General features: G+C 66.3%; 10 protein-coding genes. 4 read left to right on the top strand and 6 right to left on the bottom strand.

What is annotated here, in order from left to right; all coding sequences use genetic code 11:
* The first annotated feature begins 219 nt into the window (after positions 1–219).
* Positions 220–1,833, top strand: a complete 1,614-nt coding sequence (gene gshA / locus G3N99_RS20895) for a glutamate--cysteine ligase (RefSeq protein WP_206123360.1) — start codon at positions 220–222, stop codon at positions 1,831–1,833.
* Between the two features lie 103 nt (positions 1,834–1,936).
* Here the strand turns inward: gshA and G3N99_RS20890 are convergent, their stop codons facing one another.
* Positions 1,937–2,248, bottom strand: a complete 312-nt coding sequence (locus G3N99_RS20890; RefSeq protein ID WP_206123359.1) for a DUF4148 domain-containing protein — start codon at positions 2,246–2,248, stop codon at positions 1,937–1,939.
* 744 nt (positions 2,249–2,992) lie between these two features.
* Between G3N99_RS20890 and G3N99_RS20885 the strand changes: the two genes are divergently transcribed.
* Complete coding sequence (locus tag G3N99_RS20885) at positions 2,993–4,633, top strand: L-lactate permease (protein ID WP_174942528.1); 1,641 nt, start codon at positions 2,993–2,995, stop codon at positions 4,631–4,633.
* Between the two features lie 95 nt (positions 4,634–4,728).
* Here the strand turns inward: G3N99_RS20885 and G3N99_RS20880 are convergent, their stop codons facing one another.
* Positions 4,729–5,646, bottom strand: coding sequence for a LysR family transcriptional regulator (locus G3N99_RS20880; RefSeq protein ID WP_206123358.1), 918 nt, complete (start codon positions 5,644–5,646; stop codon positions 4,729–4,731).
* A 228-nt stretch (positions 5,647–5,874) separates the two neighbouring features.
* Between G3N99_RS20880 and G3N99_RS20875 the strand changes: the two genes are divergently transcribed.
* Complete coding sequence (locus G3N99_RS20875) at positions 5,875–8,049, top strand: phospholipase C, phosphocholine-specific (protein ID WP_174942534.1); 2,175 nt, start codon at positions 5,875–5,877, stop codon at positions 8,047–8,049.
* Positions 8,050–8,255: 206 nt separating this feature from the next.
* On the top strand, positions 8,256–8,981 hold the full coding sequence (locus G3N99_RS20870; RefSeq protein WP_174942537.1) for a phosphonate utilization associated transcriptional regulator: 726 nt from the start codon (positions 8,256–8,258) through the stop codon (positions 8,979–8,981).
* A 1,126-nt stretch (positions 8,982–10,107) separates the two neighbouring features.
* On the opposite strand, the gene G3N99_RS20865 is transcribed toward G3N99_RS20870, so the two are convergent.
* From G3N99_RS20865 to G3N99_RS20850, 4 genes are all read right to left on the bottom strand, one after another.
* Positions 10,108–11,496, bottom strand: coding sequence for an FAD-dependent oxidoreductase (locus G3N99_RS20865; protein WP_174937360.1), 1,389 nt, complete (start codon positions 11,494–11,496; stop codon positions 10,108–10,110).
* 115 nt (positions 11,497–11,611) lie between these two features.
* On the bottom strand, positions 11,612–12,742 hold the full coding sequence (locus G3N99_RS20860; RefSeq protein WP_206123357.1) for a 2-aminoethylphosphonate--pyruvate transaminase: 1,131 nt from the start codon (positions 12,740–12,742) through the stop codon (positions 11,612–11,614).
* Between the two features lie 48 nt (positions 12,743–12,790).
* Positions 12,791–14,518 carry a putative 2-aminoethylphosphonate ABC transporter permease subunit gene (locus G3N99_RS20855; RefSeq protein WP_174937364.1) on the bottom strand — a complete coding sequence of 576 codons (1,728 nt, stop codon included), beginning with the start codon at positions 14,516–14,518 and terminating at the stop codon, positions 12,791–12,793.
* Positions 14,515–15,163, bottom strand: a 649-nt coding sequence (locus G3N99_RS20850; protein WP_206123356.1) for a TOBE domain-containing protein, incomplete at its 5' end; no start/stop codon positions are given. The genes G3N99_RS20850 and G3N99_RS20855, both read right to left, overlap by 4 nt.

Genomic DNA, 15,163 nt, shown 5'->3' with positions numbered 1-15,163 from the left:
AGACCCCCGCGCTATCACCCGCGTTATACCCCCTTTCCCTCCCCCACGCTCTTCCGATCTCCCGCCCGGCGGCCCGCTCCGGCCCGCGCACCGTGCCCGGAGCCACCTCAAGCGCGTGTTTCGGCGAGATGTTAAAGTGCCCGCTACCAACGAAGCGACCAACAATCCAGCCGGCCGCGCGCGGCGTTCTGCGCGCGGCCGTCACGCACTTGCGTCTCCATGTCGAACACCATGACTCACCGCCAGTCCGAACTGCTGCTGAATCGCCTCGAAGCGCTGAGCTCGGGCCCGACGCGGCAGCATCTGCCCGACGGCCTGCGCGGCATCGAAAAGGAAAGCCTGCGCGTGACGCGCGACGGGATGATCGCGTTCACGCCGCATCCGCGCGCGCTCGGTTCGGCGCTCACGCATCCGTCGCTGACGACCGACTATTCCGAAGCGCTGATCGAGCTGATCACGCCCGCGGAAGGCGACGCCGCGATCACGCTTGAACGCCTCGACGATCTGCATCGCTACGTGTATGCGTCGCTCGGCGACGAGATGCTGTGGAACGACTCGATGCCCGGCCTGCTGCCGGCCGACGACCAGATCCCGATCGCCGACTACGGCACGTCGAACATCGGCCGCCTGAAGACGGTGTACCGGCGCGGCCTCGCGTATCGCTACGGTCGCACGATGCAGTGCATCGCCGGCATCCACTACAACTACTCGCTGCACGAGGAAGTGTGGCGGCGCCTGCATGCGGAAGAAGGCTCGACGGCCACGCTCGTCGATTACCAGTCGGAGCGCTATCTCGCGCAGATCCGCAACTTCCGCCGCCGCAGCTGGCTGCTGATGTACCTGTTCGGCGCGTCGCCAGCGCTCGACACGAAGTTCCTGCGCGGCAAGCCGCACAAGCTCGACACGTTCGACGCCGATACGCTGTATCTGCCGTATGCGACGAGCCTGCGGATGAGCGATCTCGGCTACTCCAACACGACCGCCCAGGCCGCGCTGCACGTCGACTACAACACGTTGCCCGGCTATCTCGACGCGCTGTCGAAGGCCGTGAGCGAGCCGTATCCGGCCTACGAGGCGATCGGCACGCATCGCGACGGCGAGTGGATCCAGATCAACACGAACGTGCTGCAGATCGAAAACGAGTTCTACTCGACGATCCGGCCGAAGCGCGTCACGTATTCGGGCGAGCGGCCGCTGCATGCGCTCGCGTCGCGCGGCGTGCAGTACATCGAGGTGCGCTGCCTCGACATCGATCCGTTCGAGCCGACCGGCATCGCGCTGGAAACGGCGCGCTTCATCGACGCGTTCCTGCTCGCGTGCGCGCTCGACGAGAGCCCGGCGCTCGACTGTCCCGCGTACAAGGAAGCGAACGCGAACTTCGGCAGCGTGACGATGGAAGGGCGCAAGCCAGGTCTCACGCTGCAGCGCGACGGCCAGCCGGTCACGATGCAGGTGTGGGCGGACGAGCTGATGGCCGATATCGAAACCGTCGGCCGTCGTCTCGACGAAATCCGCGGCGGCGACGAGCACGTGCGCGCGATCGCCGCGCAACGCGAGAAGCTCGCCGATCCGGAGCGCACGCCGTCCGCGCACGTGTTGCGCACGATGCGCGAACGCGGTCAGTCGTTCCTCGGGTTCGCGCTGGCGCAGAGCGAAGCGCATGCCGCGCATTTCCGCGCGCATCCGCCGTCGGCCGATACGCTGCGCACCGAGCAGGCGCTCGCTGCGAAATCGCTGGCCGAGCAGGCCGAGCTCGAAGCGAAGGAGGCCGGATCGTTCGATGCGTTCGTCGCGGCCTATCGCGCCTATACGTTGAACCGCTTCAGCGTGTAATGCCTGGCGCACGTGCACCGCGTCGGTCGGCGCGGTGCACGCTGCTTATCTCCGTCGCCGGTCGGGGCGCTCCGTTGTGCGCTCGATCCGGTTCGATCAGCCGTCAATGGTGTGCGTATGTGCCGCGATCGATCGCGTGCGGCAGCGCCGGCTTGCCCGATTCCACGTTTGCCCCGCCTTCGCTGCCGTAGCCGGCGTCTTCGCCGCGCGCTTGCGCGGCACGGCGCATGATCGCCTGCATGTTGTCCGGAAAGTCGGGACTGCTAGCGAGGCTCGTCCGGTAGCCGGCGGCCTGCAGCTCCACGAGTTCCTGGCGGACCTCGGCGCGCGTCAGCGTCGACGCGGCCTGCGCGTGAGCGGCGAAGGCCGCGCTGATCAGTACGCATGCGCAGGCCGCCTGTTTCATCGTCTTCATCGTGTTTACTCCGTGAGGTTCCGGTGCCGTGCCTGCCGTAGCCGGCGTGGGCGGAATCGATGCGACCAGTCTAGGCTTCGGACGCCAAACGAAACATCCCGCCCGCCGTCAGGCACCTTTGCCGCATGTGCAACATTGCGCAGGTGAGCCGCTCGCAGTGGGTTTCCTGTCGAACGCGACAGCGGCTCGCCCGCTGCCGGTCAGCGTGTGGCAACTGGTATGTATCGGGTCGGCACGCATCGGGCTTGTCCCCCTTGTACAAGCGCCGCGCGCCTCCTAACCTCTTTTAAGCGACTGATCGGTTGGCCGTGCGACGTCGTTGCGTGCGCAAGCGTCTGGTCGTTGTTGCGACTGCAGAACGTTGAGGTGAATTGAATCCGGGGGGCGACGTGCCAGCCCGGGTTGATCGAACGAGGCATGGGACCCGAGTAGGTGCTGAAGCGCCAACTCCATCCAGCCACGCCATGGGACCCAAGTAAGCGCTAAAGCGCCAACTCGGATCGACCGCCGTGGGGTTGGAGTGAGCGCTGAAGCGCCAACTCTGGCCGACCGCCGTGGGGTTGGAGTAAGCGCTGAAGCGCCAACTCCACCCAGCCACGGCATGGGATCCGAGTAGGCGCTAAAGCGCCAACTCGGATCGACCGCCGTGGGGTTGGAGTAAGCGCTGAAGCGCCAACTCCAACCAACCACGCCATGGGGCCAGAGTAAGCGCTGAAGCGCCAACTCTGGCCGACAGGAGACACGATGAACCCCACCGACGCCCTACCGCCCGGCATCGTCTTCGCACAGCCATTGACGCCAGTCGCCAACTCGCTGCTGCTGTCCTTCCTCGTCGCCGCGATCCCGATCGCGGTCGCGCTGATCGCGCTCGGCGTGCTGCGCCGCCCAGCGTGGCAGGCGTCGCTCGCCGGGCTCGTCGCCGGCCTCGCGGTCGCGATCGGCGCGTGGGGCATGCCGGCCGGGCTCGCGTTCAACGCGGTCGGTGCGGGCATGGCGCTCGCGGTCGTGCCCGTGATGTGGATCGTCTTCAACGCGCTGCTGCTGTACAACATCGCGGTGAAGTCAGGCCGCTTCGACCAGTTCCGGCAGTGGATGCTCGACAACCTGCCCGACGATCGCCGCCTCGTGCTGCTCGTCGTCGCGTTCTCGTTCGGCTGCCTGCTCGAAGGGATCTCGGGATTCGGCACGCCGGTCGCGATCACGAGCGCACTCCTGATCGCGCTCGGTTTCCCCGCGCTCGAAGCACTCACCTATACGCTGCTGTTCAACACGGCACCGGTCGCGTTCGGCGCGCTCGGCGTGCCGATCACCGTGCTCGGCGCGGTCACGTCGCTGCCGCCCGCGACACTCGCGCAGATGGTCGGCCGCCAGTTGCCGTTCTTCGCGCTGCTGCTGCCGTTCTACGTGGTCGGCGCGTACGGCGGGCTGCGCTCGATTTCGAAACTGTGGCCGGCGCTGCTCGTGTCGGGCGGCAGCTTCGCGATCGCGCAGTTCGTCACGTCGAACTTCCTCGGCTACCAGCTCACCGACGTGCTGTCGTCACTCTCGTCGCTGATCGTCACGATCGGCTTCCTGCAGGTGTGGAAGCCGCAGCCCGATCCGCAATACGCACTCGCGCGCAGCGTGCCGGCAACGGCCGGCGCCGCGCGGGCGGGCTTCGGCGGCTGGCTGCCGTGGCTCGTCGTGTCGGTCGTCGTGATCGTGTGGGTGCACGCGAACATCGCGACGATCGGCGACGTGAAGATCAAGTGGCCGGGCCTGCACAACGCCGTGTTCGTGTCGCTGTACCACAAGCCCTATGCGGCGATCTGGGACTTCCAGCCGCTCGGCACGGGCACCGCGATCCTGGTGTCGGCGATCATCACGGCCGCGCTGACGCGCACCGGCGTCGGCGCGTTCTTCGAATGCGTGGTCAAGACCTGGCGGCAGACGTGGATCGCGATCGTCACGGTGATGATGATCGTCGGGCTCGCGTACCTGCTGAACTACTCGGGAATCAGCTACACGCTCGGCACCGGCGTCGCGTCGACCGGCGCGCTGTTCCCGCTGGTGTCCGCGTCGCTCGGCTGGATCGCCGTGTTCCTGTCCGGCAGCGACACGTCGGGCAACGCGCTGTTCGGCAACCTGCAGGTCGTCGCCGCGCGGCAGCTCGGCCTCGACCCGGTGCTGATGGCCGCGACCAACTCGTCGGGCGGCGTGATGGGGAAGATGATCTCGCCGCAGAACATCGCGACGGGTGTGTCGACGACCGATCTGAAAGGGCAGGAAGGTGTCGTGTTCGCGCGCACGTTCTGGCACAGCGTGATCCTCACGCTGCTGCTCGGCGTGCTCGTGTTCCTGCAGCAGCACGTGTTGACGTGGATGATTCCGGCATTGCCGAAATGATGTGAGCGCAACGACAGAAGGAAGGCACGAGGAAAAACGAGGGAAGGCGCGGGAAAAGCGCCAGTAACGTGCGGAACCGGCGAACGCGCGGCAGTTCAGCGCGCGTTCGCCCGCCGCGCCGTTCGTCCTGCTTCATCCGCCGCGGCCGCGTCGCCGCCGGCCGGCAGGATGCACGCGAGGAATGCGTCGATCGCCGGGCTCTGGCGGCGCGCTTTCAGGTAGTACACGTATTCGTCGATCGTCGTGTCGACGCCGCGCAGCGCGATCACGCGCAAATCCGGATGACGTTCGGCCTCGCCGAGCGGAAACAGGCTGCCACCCACGCCGTGCAGGATCGCCTCGCGGATCGCTTCGCGGCTGCCGATCTCGGCCACCGAGACGGCCGCGACACCGGCCGTTTCGAGAATCGTCTCCGTGCAGCGGCGCGTGACCGAGCCTTCCTCGCGAATCAGCAGCCGCACGTCGGCGAGCTGCGCCGGATCGATCGCGTCGAAACGCGCGAGCGGATGGTTGCGATGCACGACCAGCACGAGCGGGTCGGTCGAGATCACCTTGCGTTCGAGGCCGTCGGCATCGTTGCGCTGCGACGAGACGGCGAGGTCGATGCGAAATTCCTGCAGCGCCTGCAGGATTTCCTCGGAGTTGCCGATCCGGCACGTGAGCGCGATCGACGGATGCGCGTTCGAGAAGCGGCCGACCGCGTCCATGATGTAGTACGGCCCCGTCGCACCGATCCGCAGGTGGCCTTCGAACAGGCCGCCGACGTTGCGCAGCATGATGTCGGCCTGCGCCTCGAGCGCAATCATCTTCTCGACGAGCGGCAGCAGCTCGATGCCCGTCTCGGTGACCTCGAGCTTGCGGCCGCTGCGGTAGAACAGCTCGACGCCGTACACCTGCTCGACCTGCCGGATCTGCGCGGCAATCGTCGGCTGGCTCACGCCCAGGTGGCGCGCGGCGCGCGTGATGCTGCCCTGCCGGACGGTCGCGTGGAACGCCTTCAGCTGATCGAACACGACTCGGCTTCTCCCCTCTGTATCGCGCGTCAGCGTAGCGCATGCGTATGTCGGCCGGATGAAAGGCGCGTCGTGGGCCGCTTCGAAAAAATTCCTGTGGGTAACCAAAAGAAACCTGCGGTAACCGGTCACGGCCGGGACACGCCGATGCGGGGTAATAACGGCAACGCACCACCGCCGGCCCCGCTCGACCGGCGCCCCACTCCTACCGACAACAGGGTTCTCTTCATGTCCTCGAACAATCGACGCGATTTCCTGCGCCTCGCCGCGCAGTCGGCCGGCGCGATGGCCGCCTACGCGGGCTTTCCGCCCGCGATCCGCAATGCGCTGGCGATGCCGGCCGCCTATCGCACGGGCACGATTCGCGACGTCGAACACGTCGTGATCTTCATGCAGGAAAACCGTTCGTTCGACCATTACTTCGGCGGGCTGCGCGGCGTGCGCGGCTTCAACGATCCGCGCCCGCACCTGCTGCCGAGCGGTGCACCGGTGTGGCAGCAGCCGCCGGCGTCGGTGTTCACGAAGAACTACCATTCGCGCGGCCTCGATCCGTCGGCGCCGTACGTGCTGCCGTTCTACCTCGATCCGAAGCAGACGACCGAATTCCAGCCGGGCACCAACCACGGCTGGAGCAGCGGCCACCTGTCCTGGAACAACGGCCAGTGGGACCAGTGGGTGAACCAGAAGCAGGACGTGCTGACGATGGGCTACCTGAAGCGCCAGGATCTCACGTACCACTACGCGCTGGCCGACGCGTTCACGATCTGCGATTCGTACTTCTGTTCCGCGCACGCCGACACCGCGCCGAACCGCATCTACCTGTGGACCGGTACGGTCGACCCGCGCAACATCTACGGCAACCCGCCGAACGGCCCGGGCATCGGCGAGCGTGACGATACCAACGGCTACACGTGGACGACCTATGCGGAACGCCTCGAGAACGCGAAGATCAGCTGGAAGGTGTACCAGGGCGGCACGGGCATCCCGGGCGACCCGACCGACAACTACACCGACAACTCGCTGATGTTCTTCAAGCGCTTCCAGGTGAAGGAAGGCGCGAGCGGCCCGCTGGTCGACAAGGGCGCATCGGATCACACGCTCGCCGAGCTGAAGGCCGACGTGCAGGCGAACCGGCTGCCGCAGGTGTCGTGGATCGTGTCGCCGTACAAGTACAGCGAGCACCCGCAGGCATCGCCGACCGACGGCGCGTTCTACATCAACATGGTGCTCGAGGCGCTGACGTCGAACCCGGAAGTGTGGGCGAAGACGGTGTTCATCCTGAACTACGACGAGAACGACGGGCTGTTCGACCACGTCGTGCCGCCGGTGCCGCCGGTGACGAGCGGCGTGGGTGGCCAGGGCATCGTGTCGTCGAACCTGCTGTCGAATCTCGGCGACGAACTGCTCGACCTGAACAAGTACCCGGGCGAAATGAGCCCGCTCGTACCGGGTGCGGACCCGGGCGGCATCCAGCCGATCGGCCTCGGGCCGCGCGTGCCGCTGATCATCATCTCGCCGTGGACGAAGGGCGGCTGGGTGTGCTCGGAGACGTTCGACCATACGTCGGTGCTGCGTTTCCTCGAAGCGCGTTTCGGCGTGAAGGAGCCGAACATCAGCGCATGGCGTCGCTCGATCTGCGGCGACCTCACGTCGGCATTCGACTTCTCCGCGCGCCCCGACACGCGCACGGTGAGCTTCACGGTGCCGCAGCACATCGCGACGGCCGGCCAGGCGTACCAGGTGCCCGCGCAGCAGTCGATGCCGGCGCAGGAGCCCGGCACGCGTCCGGCACGTGCTCTGCCGTATGAGCTGTTCGTGCACAGCCGCGTGAGCGGGCATGACGACAGCGTGTCGCTCGACTTCGCGAACACCGGTGACGCAGGCGCCGCGTTCTACGTGTACGACCGCCGCAACCCGACGACGCCCCCGCGCCGCTACGCTGTGTCCGCGCACGACCGCTTCGTCGACACGTGGAACACGTCGGCCGCACGCGGCGACTATCATCTCGCGGCCTACGGCCCGAACGGCTATCTGTGCGAGTTCCAGGGCAACACGCGGCTAGCGACGGACGGCCGCCATGCGAACGCCGAAGCGCGGATCGGCTACGACGTGCGCAATCGTCACGTGTACCTGCAACTGCGCAACAGCGGGCGCGCGACGTGCCGCGTGACGGTCGACAACGCATACAGCCACAAGCATGCGCGAACCTACACGCTGGAGCCGGGCGAACGCATCGAGGATCACTTCGAGCTGTCGTCGAGCCACGGCTGGTACGATCTGACGATCACCGCGACGACGCTGCGCGGCGGCGACGACAAGGTCGTGCGCCGCTTCGCGGGCCACGTCGAGACGGGCCGGCCGAGCCAAAGCGATCCGGGGCCGGTGAAGCACACGACGGCCTGACGGCCGGCATGTGTCGCGCGATCCGGGTGAAGTCTGCCCGCCGCGCGACCACCGCCTGCCGGCTGCGTTTCAGTGGCGTTCCGGCAGGCGGAATTGGCTTTTGGAGACTGAAAACTGTTGACAATGTGTCGGGCCGAGGATATATAAGGATCATTCGCCGATATGGCGCCCTCGTTTTCTACCGCAGCCTTGCTGCCTGCCCGACCATGACAGCCCCGAACGCGCTCAGCGCCATCGAACTCCTGCAAAGCCAGTCGCTTGCGATGATCGTCCAGGACATGCTCGAGCGCGCGATCGTCTCCGGCGAATACGCCCCTGGCGAGAAGCTCAACGAAGTCGAGATCGCGACCAAGCTGAACGTGTCGCGCGGCCCCGTGCGCGAAGCATTCCGCGCGCTCGAACAGGCCGGCTTGCTGCGCAACGAGAAGAACCGCGGCGTGACGGTGCGCGTCGTACCGCTGCGCGAGGCGGAGGAGATCTACGAAGTGCGTGCGATGCTCGACGAGTCGGTCGCGCGCGCGCTCGCGAAGCGCATCTCGCCCGACACGCTGAAGGTGCTGAAGGGCATCATCCAGTCGATGAAGGACGCCGCGAAGACGCACGACGTCACGCGCTACACCGAGCTGAACGTGCAGTTCCACGACGCGATGGTCGTCGGCGTCGGCAATACGCACCTCACCGATACCTACCGCCGGCTCGTGCGCCAGCTCGGCCTGTTGCGCCAGGCCGCGATCGAGGCCGAGGAGGATGCGATCGCCGTGTCCGCGGCCGAGCACGACAAGATTGTGCAGGCGCTCGCGGGCGGCGATGAAGAGCAGGCGGTGGCGCTCGTGCGCGAGCACGTGTCGCACGGTCTCGAGCGGATGCGTCGCACGCACGAGCAGGGGTTGCCCTCGACGGGCAAGTCGGCGCGGGAGAAAGCCGGCGCGTGAGTGGGCGCAGCAGGTGTCGCGGATCGGGGCGAAATCGACGGTGCCCGGGCCGAATGCGGCGATCGCCGGCTCGCGATTATTTGCCGCCGCGTTTATCGAAGAAATCGTCCAGAACCCAGCCTGTGCCGGATTGGCAATGCACTTGAGTGTATGCGTAAACCTTGGCAGTGCGATCTGCTAGTGGAGCGCAAGGCTCGCCTTTCCTGACCGTGAAGACCGGTTGGGTTCTATCGTCGTTTGGTTCGGCGAAGGCAGGCATATCCTGAAGCGCTGTCCATTTCTCATCTCTATATTTTGAGCACCCACTGATCATCACAGTGAGTATGGCCAATAGCAGAAGGCGCGTCATCGTTTGGGATATCGTCGGATTCCAATCAATCGCTTTGAATGGCGCAGACCTGTCATCAAATCCGCAGGGGCTATGATACCCGGGAGTTGCCATCTCGGGTCGTGAGCGAGAATTCCCGCCTTGCCAAGTACTTCGGCTATATTCGATGAGCAATTGTTATCGATGAGAGAGTAGCGCTTGTTTTCGTGTCGCCTTTTTTCTTATCTCAGAAATTACAACGTCTTTCTCGCGCTCCGATGCATGAATGAGATAGCCGATCGTATCGCGTTGCATCTTGGTTTGCTGACGATTCAGGTAATTCAAGACGTTATCAACGTCCCATCCCGGGTGTGCCCTGCCATATACGACTCCATCGATTGCGATCGCGGCGCGCCCGAACTGCGATCCTCGTGAGACGGATCGGGAGTCACTTATCAAGACTTCAATGGTGGATGATTGGCACATGAAAATCGTGATGAATTCATTCTCTCCTGGACGCATGAAATCCTAGCATGCTGTTTCGGGTAATAAAATCGAGATAATGAAGTGGCATAAATGCATGCCTCGCAGTGCACGCCTCGTCAATTCGTCTTTCATTAAGACATGTCTTATTTGGATGGGGTTATATGGATAATGATCCGTCTAATTTTAATAAACGCAGCGTCAGTGATTTGACGTGTTCTATGGAGGGGCTTCCCTTCTTCGTTTTCCACGAGACGGGTGAGCTAAAAGAACGGCGACGCGACAGTCCTGGCGAGCCGGTCGCGTTCTTCTTCCCCTATCGCATTGTCCTGACGGTCACGCCTTGTCGGCCTTCCCGGCCGCGCTCGCGAACTTCGCGAGCCACGTGTCGACAACAGCCGGCTGCCGGCTCTCGTCTTCCGCGCGCTCCTTGCGGCGGATCGCATTGCGCACGACGTGCGCGCCGACATAGCGGATCGGCTCCGGCGGGAACGCCCCCAGCGGGCCGCGCACGATCGGGCTGCGCGTCCACGCGTTATCGAGGCCGAGCACGAGCGACGACAGGATCTGCCCGCCCATGTAGGTCGGCCCCACGCCGTTGCCCGAATAGCCGAAGCCGTAGAACACGTTCGGCGCGTCGTCGAGGCGGCCGAAGAACGGGAAGCCGGTGACCGAGCGATCCGACGGCCCGTTCCAGCTCGCCGTGACCGGCACGCCCGCGAGCGACGGAAAGAACTCGCGCAGGCTTTGCGTGAGCTGCGCCTCGTACGGCGAGCGCCGGTCGAACACGGGCGCGATGCGGCTGCGCCACGAGAACGTGTTGCCGCCCTTGCCGAGCATCAGCCGCCCGTCGGCGGTGGTGCGGTAGTAGTAGACGAAGATCCGCGAATCGAGCACCGACACGCCGTCCACGAGCCCGGTCTTCTCAAGCAGTTCCGGGCATTTCTCGGTGATGACCATGTCGCTCGACACGACCGCGATCGTGCGCTCGAACTGCGGGAAGCGGCTCGCCATCCACGCATTGATCGCGAACACGAGCTTGCCCGCGCGCACGCTGCCGGACGGCGTGCGCACGACAGCCGGCTGCCCGGGCGTGAAGTCGAGCATCGGCGTGCGTTCATAGATCCGGATGCCCATCGCGAGCGCGACGCGGCGCAGCCCGCGCACGAGCTTGCCGGGATGCACGGTCGCGGCGATCGGCGAGTAGACGCCGTCGAGATTGCGTGCGGACCCCGAACGGCGTGCGACTTCCGCGGGCGGCAGCGGCTCGTAGCTGTGGATGCCGCACGCGGCGAGCGCGTCGAGCACCGGCGCGAGCGTGCCGACCTGCGCGCGCGACGTCGCGGTGTACAGCGTGCCGTCGAGCCGTAGCTCGGCATCGATGTCGTGCGCGCGGCAGAAATCGGCGATGTGCTGCACGGCCGCTTCGGATGCCTTCACGAGCCGGATCGCCTCGGCTTCGCCGAACAGCCGTCGCAGCGTCAGGAATTTTGCGGACCACGTGAGCAGGCAGCCGCCGTTGCGACCGCTCGCGCCGGCGCCACACAGGTCGGCCTCGACGATCGCGATGTCGAGCGCGGGGTTCTGCTGCTTCGCCTGGATCGCGGTCCAGAGCCCGGTGAAGCCGCCGCCGACGATGCACACGTCGGCCTGCGTCGCACCTTGCAGCGCGGGGGCGAGATCGCCGTCGTTGAACAGCGCTTGTTCGATCCAGAAGGGTCGCATGGGAGGGTTCGTCGAAAAGGGGCGGGGCCGTGCCGCGCACGGCCGGAAAAAAATGGCCTCCGCATGCGAACGTGCATGCGGCGGGGTACCTCACGTCACGTCGTAGTGCGTCACGTCAGGCGGCTGCTTCGGCCGACACGCGGCGCACGCCCATCGCCCGCAGCGTGTCGGCGATCGCGGCGACGGCGCCCGGGATGCCGGCTGCGCCGAAGTGGCCGATGCAGCCGACCCGGAACGTCTCGACCTCGGTCAGCTTGCCCGGATACAGGATGTAGCCGCGCTTCTTGACCTCCTGGTAGAACCGCTTGAAGTCGTAGTTCGGATCGTCCGGCGCATGGAACGTGACGATGATCGGCGCCTGGATCGCCGGATCGAGGAACGGCCGGAAGCCGAGCGCCAGCATCCCGTCGATCAGCGCGCGATAGTTGCGCTGGTAGCGGCCGCCGCGCGCGGCGAGCCCGCCTTCGTCGACGTATTGCGCGACGGCTGCGTCGAGCGCCGCGACCACGTGCGTCGGCGGCGTGAAGCGCCACTGCGTCGTGCGCTGCATGTAGGCCCACTGGTCGTACAGATCCATCGCGAGCGAGTGACTGTTGCCTTCGCAGCGTTCGAGCGTGCTGCGTTTCGCGATCACGAAGCCGAGCCCCGGCACGCCTTCGAGGCATTTGCCGGACGCCGCGATCACCGCGTCGAACGGCGTCGTGCGCGCGTCGATGTCGATCGCGCCGAACGAGCTCATCGCATCGACGATCAGTGCGCGGCCGTGCTTCGCGACGACCTGCGCGATGTCGTGCAGCGGGTTCAGCACGCCGGCGCCCGTTTCGCAGTGCACGAGCGCGACGTGCGTGATGGTCGGATCGGCGACGAGCGCGCGCTCGACGTCGGCCGGATCGACGCGGCGATCCTCGCTGTAGTCGATCGTCGTCAGTTGGCGGCCGAGCACGCGGCAGATCTTTGCGATGCGCTGGCAGTACGCGCCGTTGTTCGGCACGAGCACGTGGCCGTCGCGCGGCACGAGCGTGCCGAGTGCCGCTTCGACCGAGAACGTGCCGCTGCCTTGCAGCGGCACGCATTCGTGCGTGCCTTCGCCGTGCACGATCTGCAGCAGGCGTTCGCGCAGCCGCGCGGTGATCGCGTTGAAGTCGCTGTCCCACGATCCCCAGTCGCGCAGCATCGCGTCGCGCGTGGTGTCGGAGGTCGTCAGGGGGCCGGGGGTGAGCAGGATGGGCTGGGCGGCGAGCGTCATGGTGTCTCCTTGATGAAGTCGGGACGTCACGTGAATGCGGCTAAAAAGTCAGTGGCGATGCGGGTTGCGCCAGGCCTGCGTGCGGCGCAACAGTCGATGCGAGATGCACGCGAACAGCACGCAGGCGAACGACGAGGTCGCGAGCACGAGCGTGGCCATCGCGGCGGCCGGGCCCATCTGGCCCGCGTCGTCGAGGTTCAGGATCGCGACCGACGCGGGCTGCGTGTCGGGCGAGTAGAGGAACGCGACGGCCGAGACAGTCGTCATCCCGTTGACGAACAGGTAGCGCGCGATCAGCAGGATCGCGGGCAGGCACACGGGCACGGTCACGCGCAGGAAGGTCTTGTAGAACGGCACCTTCAGCGACGCGGACACGGCCTCGAACTCGCTGTCGATCTGCCTGAGCGCGGTGACGGCGGTCAGGTGGCTCGATGCGTAGTAGTGCACCACCGTGACGATCGCGAGCAACCACAGCGAGCCGTACAGCCCGTTCAGCGGGTTGCCGGGCGCGTTGAACAGGAAGATGTAGCTGATGCCGAGCACGAGCCCCGGCACGCCCATCGGCAGGATCGCGCACAGGGCGATGAAGCCGCGCAGCCAGCGCGCGCCGCGCGTCTTCTCGATCAGGTATGCGCCGCCGAACACGACGATCGTGCCGCCGAGCGCGACGGTCGCGGCCATCCGCAGGCTGTTCTTGTACGCGTCGAAGATGCCGGCGCCGATCAGCCCCATCTTGTAGTGCTGCAGCCCGAGGCTCATCTGGTACGGCCAGAACTTCACGAACGACGCGAACACCGAGATGCCGACCACCGCGATGAAGAACGCGCACACGATGCCGCAGTACGCGAGCATCGCGGCGTCGAAGCCGCGCGACGGCTTCGGCTGGTACGGCGTCGAGCGTGCGCCGAGCTGCGACTGCTGGCGGCGGCGGATGAAGAAGTCGACGCCGAACGCGACCAGCGCCGGGCACAGCAGCATCAGGCTTACGACCGCGCTGCGGTTGAAGTCCTGCAGGCCGATGATCAGCTTGTAGATGTCGGTCGACAGCACGTTGTACGAGCCGCCGATCACGACCGGCACGCCGAAGTCGTTGATGCACATCGTGAACGCCACCATCGTCGCGCTGATCAGCCCGTACTTCGCGCCGGGCAGCGTGATCGTGAAGAACTTGCGCATGCGGCTCGTACCCATCGCGTCGGCGGCCTCGTAGAGCCGGCCGTCCGCCAGCGACAGCGCGGTGACGAGAATCATCAGCACGTGCGGGAACGACGCGTACACCATGCTCAGCACGATGCCCGGCAGCCCGTAGATCGAATGGCCGTGCAGCAGCGGCTTCAACAGCCCCGCGTTGCCGAACCAGTAGATGAACGACACCGCGGACAACAGCGTCGGCGCGAGCAGCGGCAACAGCGCGACGGTACGCGCGGCGTTCTTGAACGGCATGCACGAGCGGGTCAGCGCGTACGCGAACGTGAACGCCATCGGCACGACGATCGACGTGACGAGCGCGCCGACCGTCAGCGAATGCAGCATCGAGCGCAGCACGCCGCTGTCCTCGAGATACTCGATGAAGTTGTGCGCGCCGACGAAGCGTCCGTCCGCATCGACGAAGCATTTCTGCACGACGAGCGCGAGCGGCAGCAGCAGGAACATCGACATCAGCGCGGCCATCGCCAGCAGCGCGAGCTGCGCGATGCGGTCGTGCCAGTGCGTGATCTGCCGCACGTCGGCGGGGGCGGAGGCGCCGCGGCGGCGCTCGGTCAGGACGGTGCTCATTGCAGTCGCTCCTTCGCGCTCGGGAACACGCGGACATGCTCGCGATCGAGCGCGAGGTCGATGCGCGCGCCGGCCTGGACGCCGGTGCGGTCGACGTCGTGATACGACAGGTCGGCGACGATCTCCTGGCCGTCGAGCCCGTCGATCCGGAAGCTCACGCGGCAGAACGCGCCGAGGAATTCGAGCTTTTCGACGCGGCCGGCCAGCACGTTGTCGGCCGTTTCTCCCGGCACGCGGATGCGCAGGTCCTCGGGCCGCACGTAGACCGACACCGCCGCGCCTTGCGCGGGGCGTGCCGTGCCATGGCGGCAGTCGAGGCCGACCGTGCCCGCGCGCAGCGTGCCGTCCTGCGCGACTTCGGCGGGGATCGTGTTGACGCGGCCGATGAAGTCCGCGACGAACGGCGACGCGGGCTGCCGGTAGATTTCGAGCGGCGTGCCGATCTGCTCGATCACGCCGTGGTTCATCACGACGATGCGGTCGGCCATCGACAGCGCTTCTTCCTGGTCGTGCGTGACCATGATCGTCGTCACGCCGAGCCGCTGCTGCAGCGCGCGGATCTCTTGGCGCAGCCGCACGCGCACCCGCGCGTCGAGCGCCGACAGCGGCTCGTCGAGCAGCAGCAGGCCGGGCGAGGTGGCGAGC

This window comes from Burkholderia sp. Ac-20392, from assembly GCF_017104585.1.
In the GTDB taxonomy this organism is placed as follows: domain Bacteria; phylum Pseudomonadota; class Gammaproteobacteria; order Burkholderiales; family Burkholderiaceae; genus Burkholderia; species Burkholderia lata.
Note: the sequence above shows the minus strand (reverse complement) of the source record. Positions and strands in the feature narration are given on the sequence as shown.

What these genes read in the sequence shown, in the direction of transcription:
- gshA (WP_206123360.1), top strand. Translation starts at nt 220, where the DNA reads ATGTCGAACACCATGACTCACCGCCAGTCCGAACTGCTGCTGAATCGC.
- G3N99_RS20890 (WP_206123359.1), bottom strand. Translation starts at nt 2,248, where the DNA reads ATGAAGACGATGAAACAGGCGGCCTGCGCATGCGTACTGATCAGCGCG.
- G3N99_RS20885 (WP_174942528.1), top strand. Translation starts at nt 2,993, where the DNA reads ATGAACCCCACCGACGCCCTACCGCCCGGCATCGTCTTCGCACAGCCA.
- G3N99_RS20875 (WP_174942534.1), top strand. Translation starts at nt 5,875, where the DNA reads ATGTCCTCGAACAATCGACGCGATTTCCTGCGCCTCGCCGCGCAGTCG.
- G3N99_RS20870 (WP_174942537.1), top strand. Translation starts at nt 8,256, where the DNA reads ATGACAGCCCCGAACGCGCTCAGCGCCATCGAACTCCTGCAAAGCCAG.
- G3N99_RS20865 (WP_174937360.1), bottom strand. Translation starts at nt 11,496, where the DNA reads ATGCGACCCTTCTGGATCGAACAAGCGCTGTTCAACGACGGCGATCTC.
- G3N99_RS20860 (WP_206123357.1), bottom strand. Translation starts at nt 12,742, where the DNA reads ATGACGCTCGCCGCCCAGCCCATCCTGCTCACCCCCGGCCCCCTGACG.
- G3N99_RS20855 (WP_174937364.1), bottom strand. Translation starts at nt 14,518, where the DNA reads ATGAGCACCGTCCTGACCGAGCGCCGCCGCGGCGCCTCCGCCCCCGCC.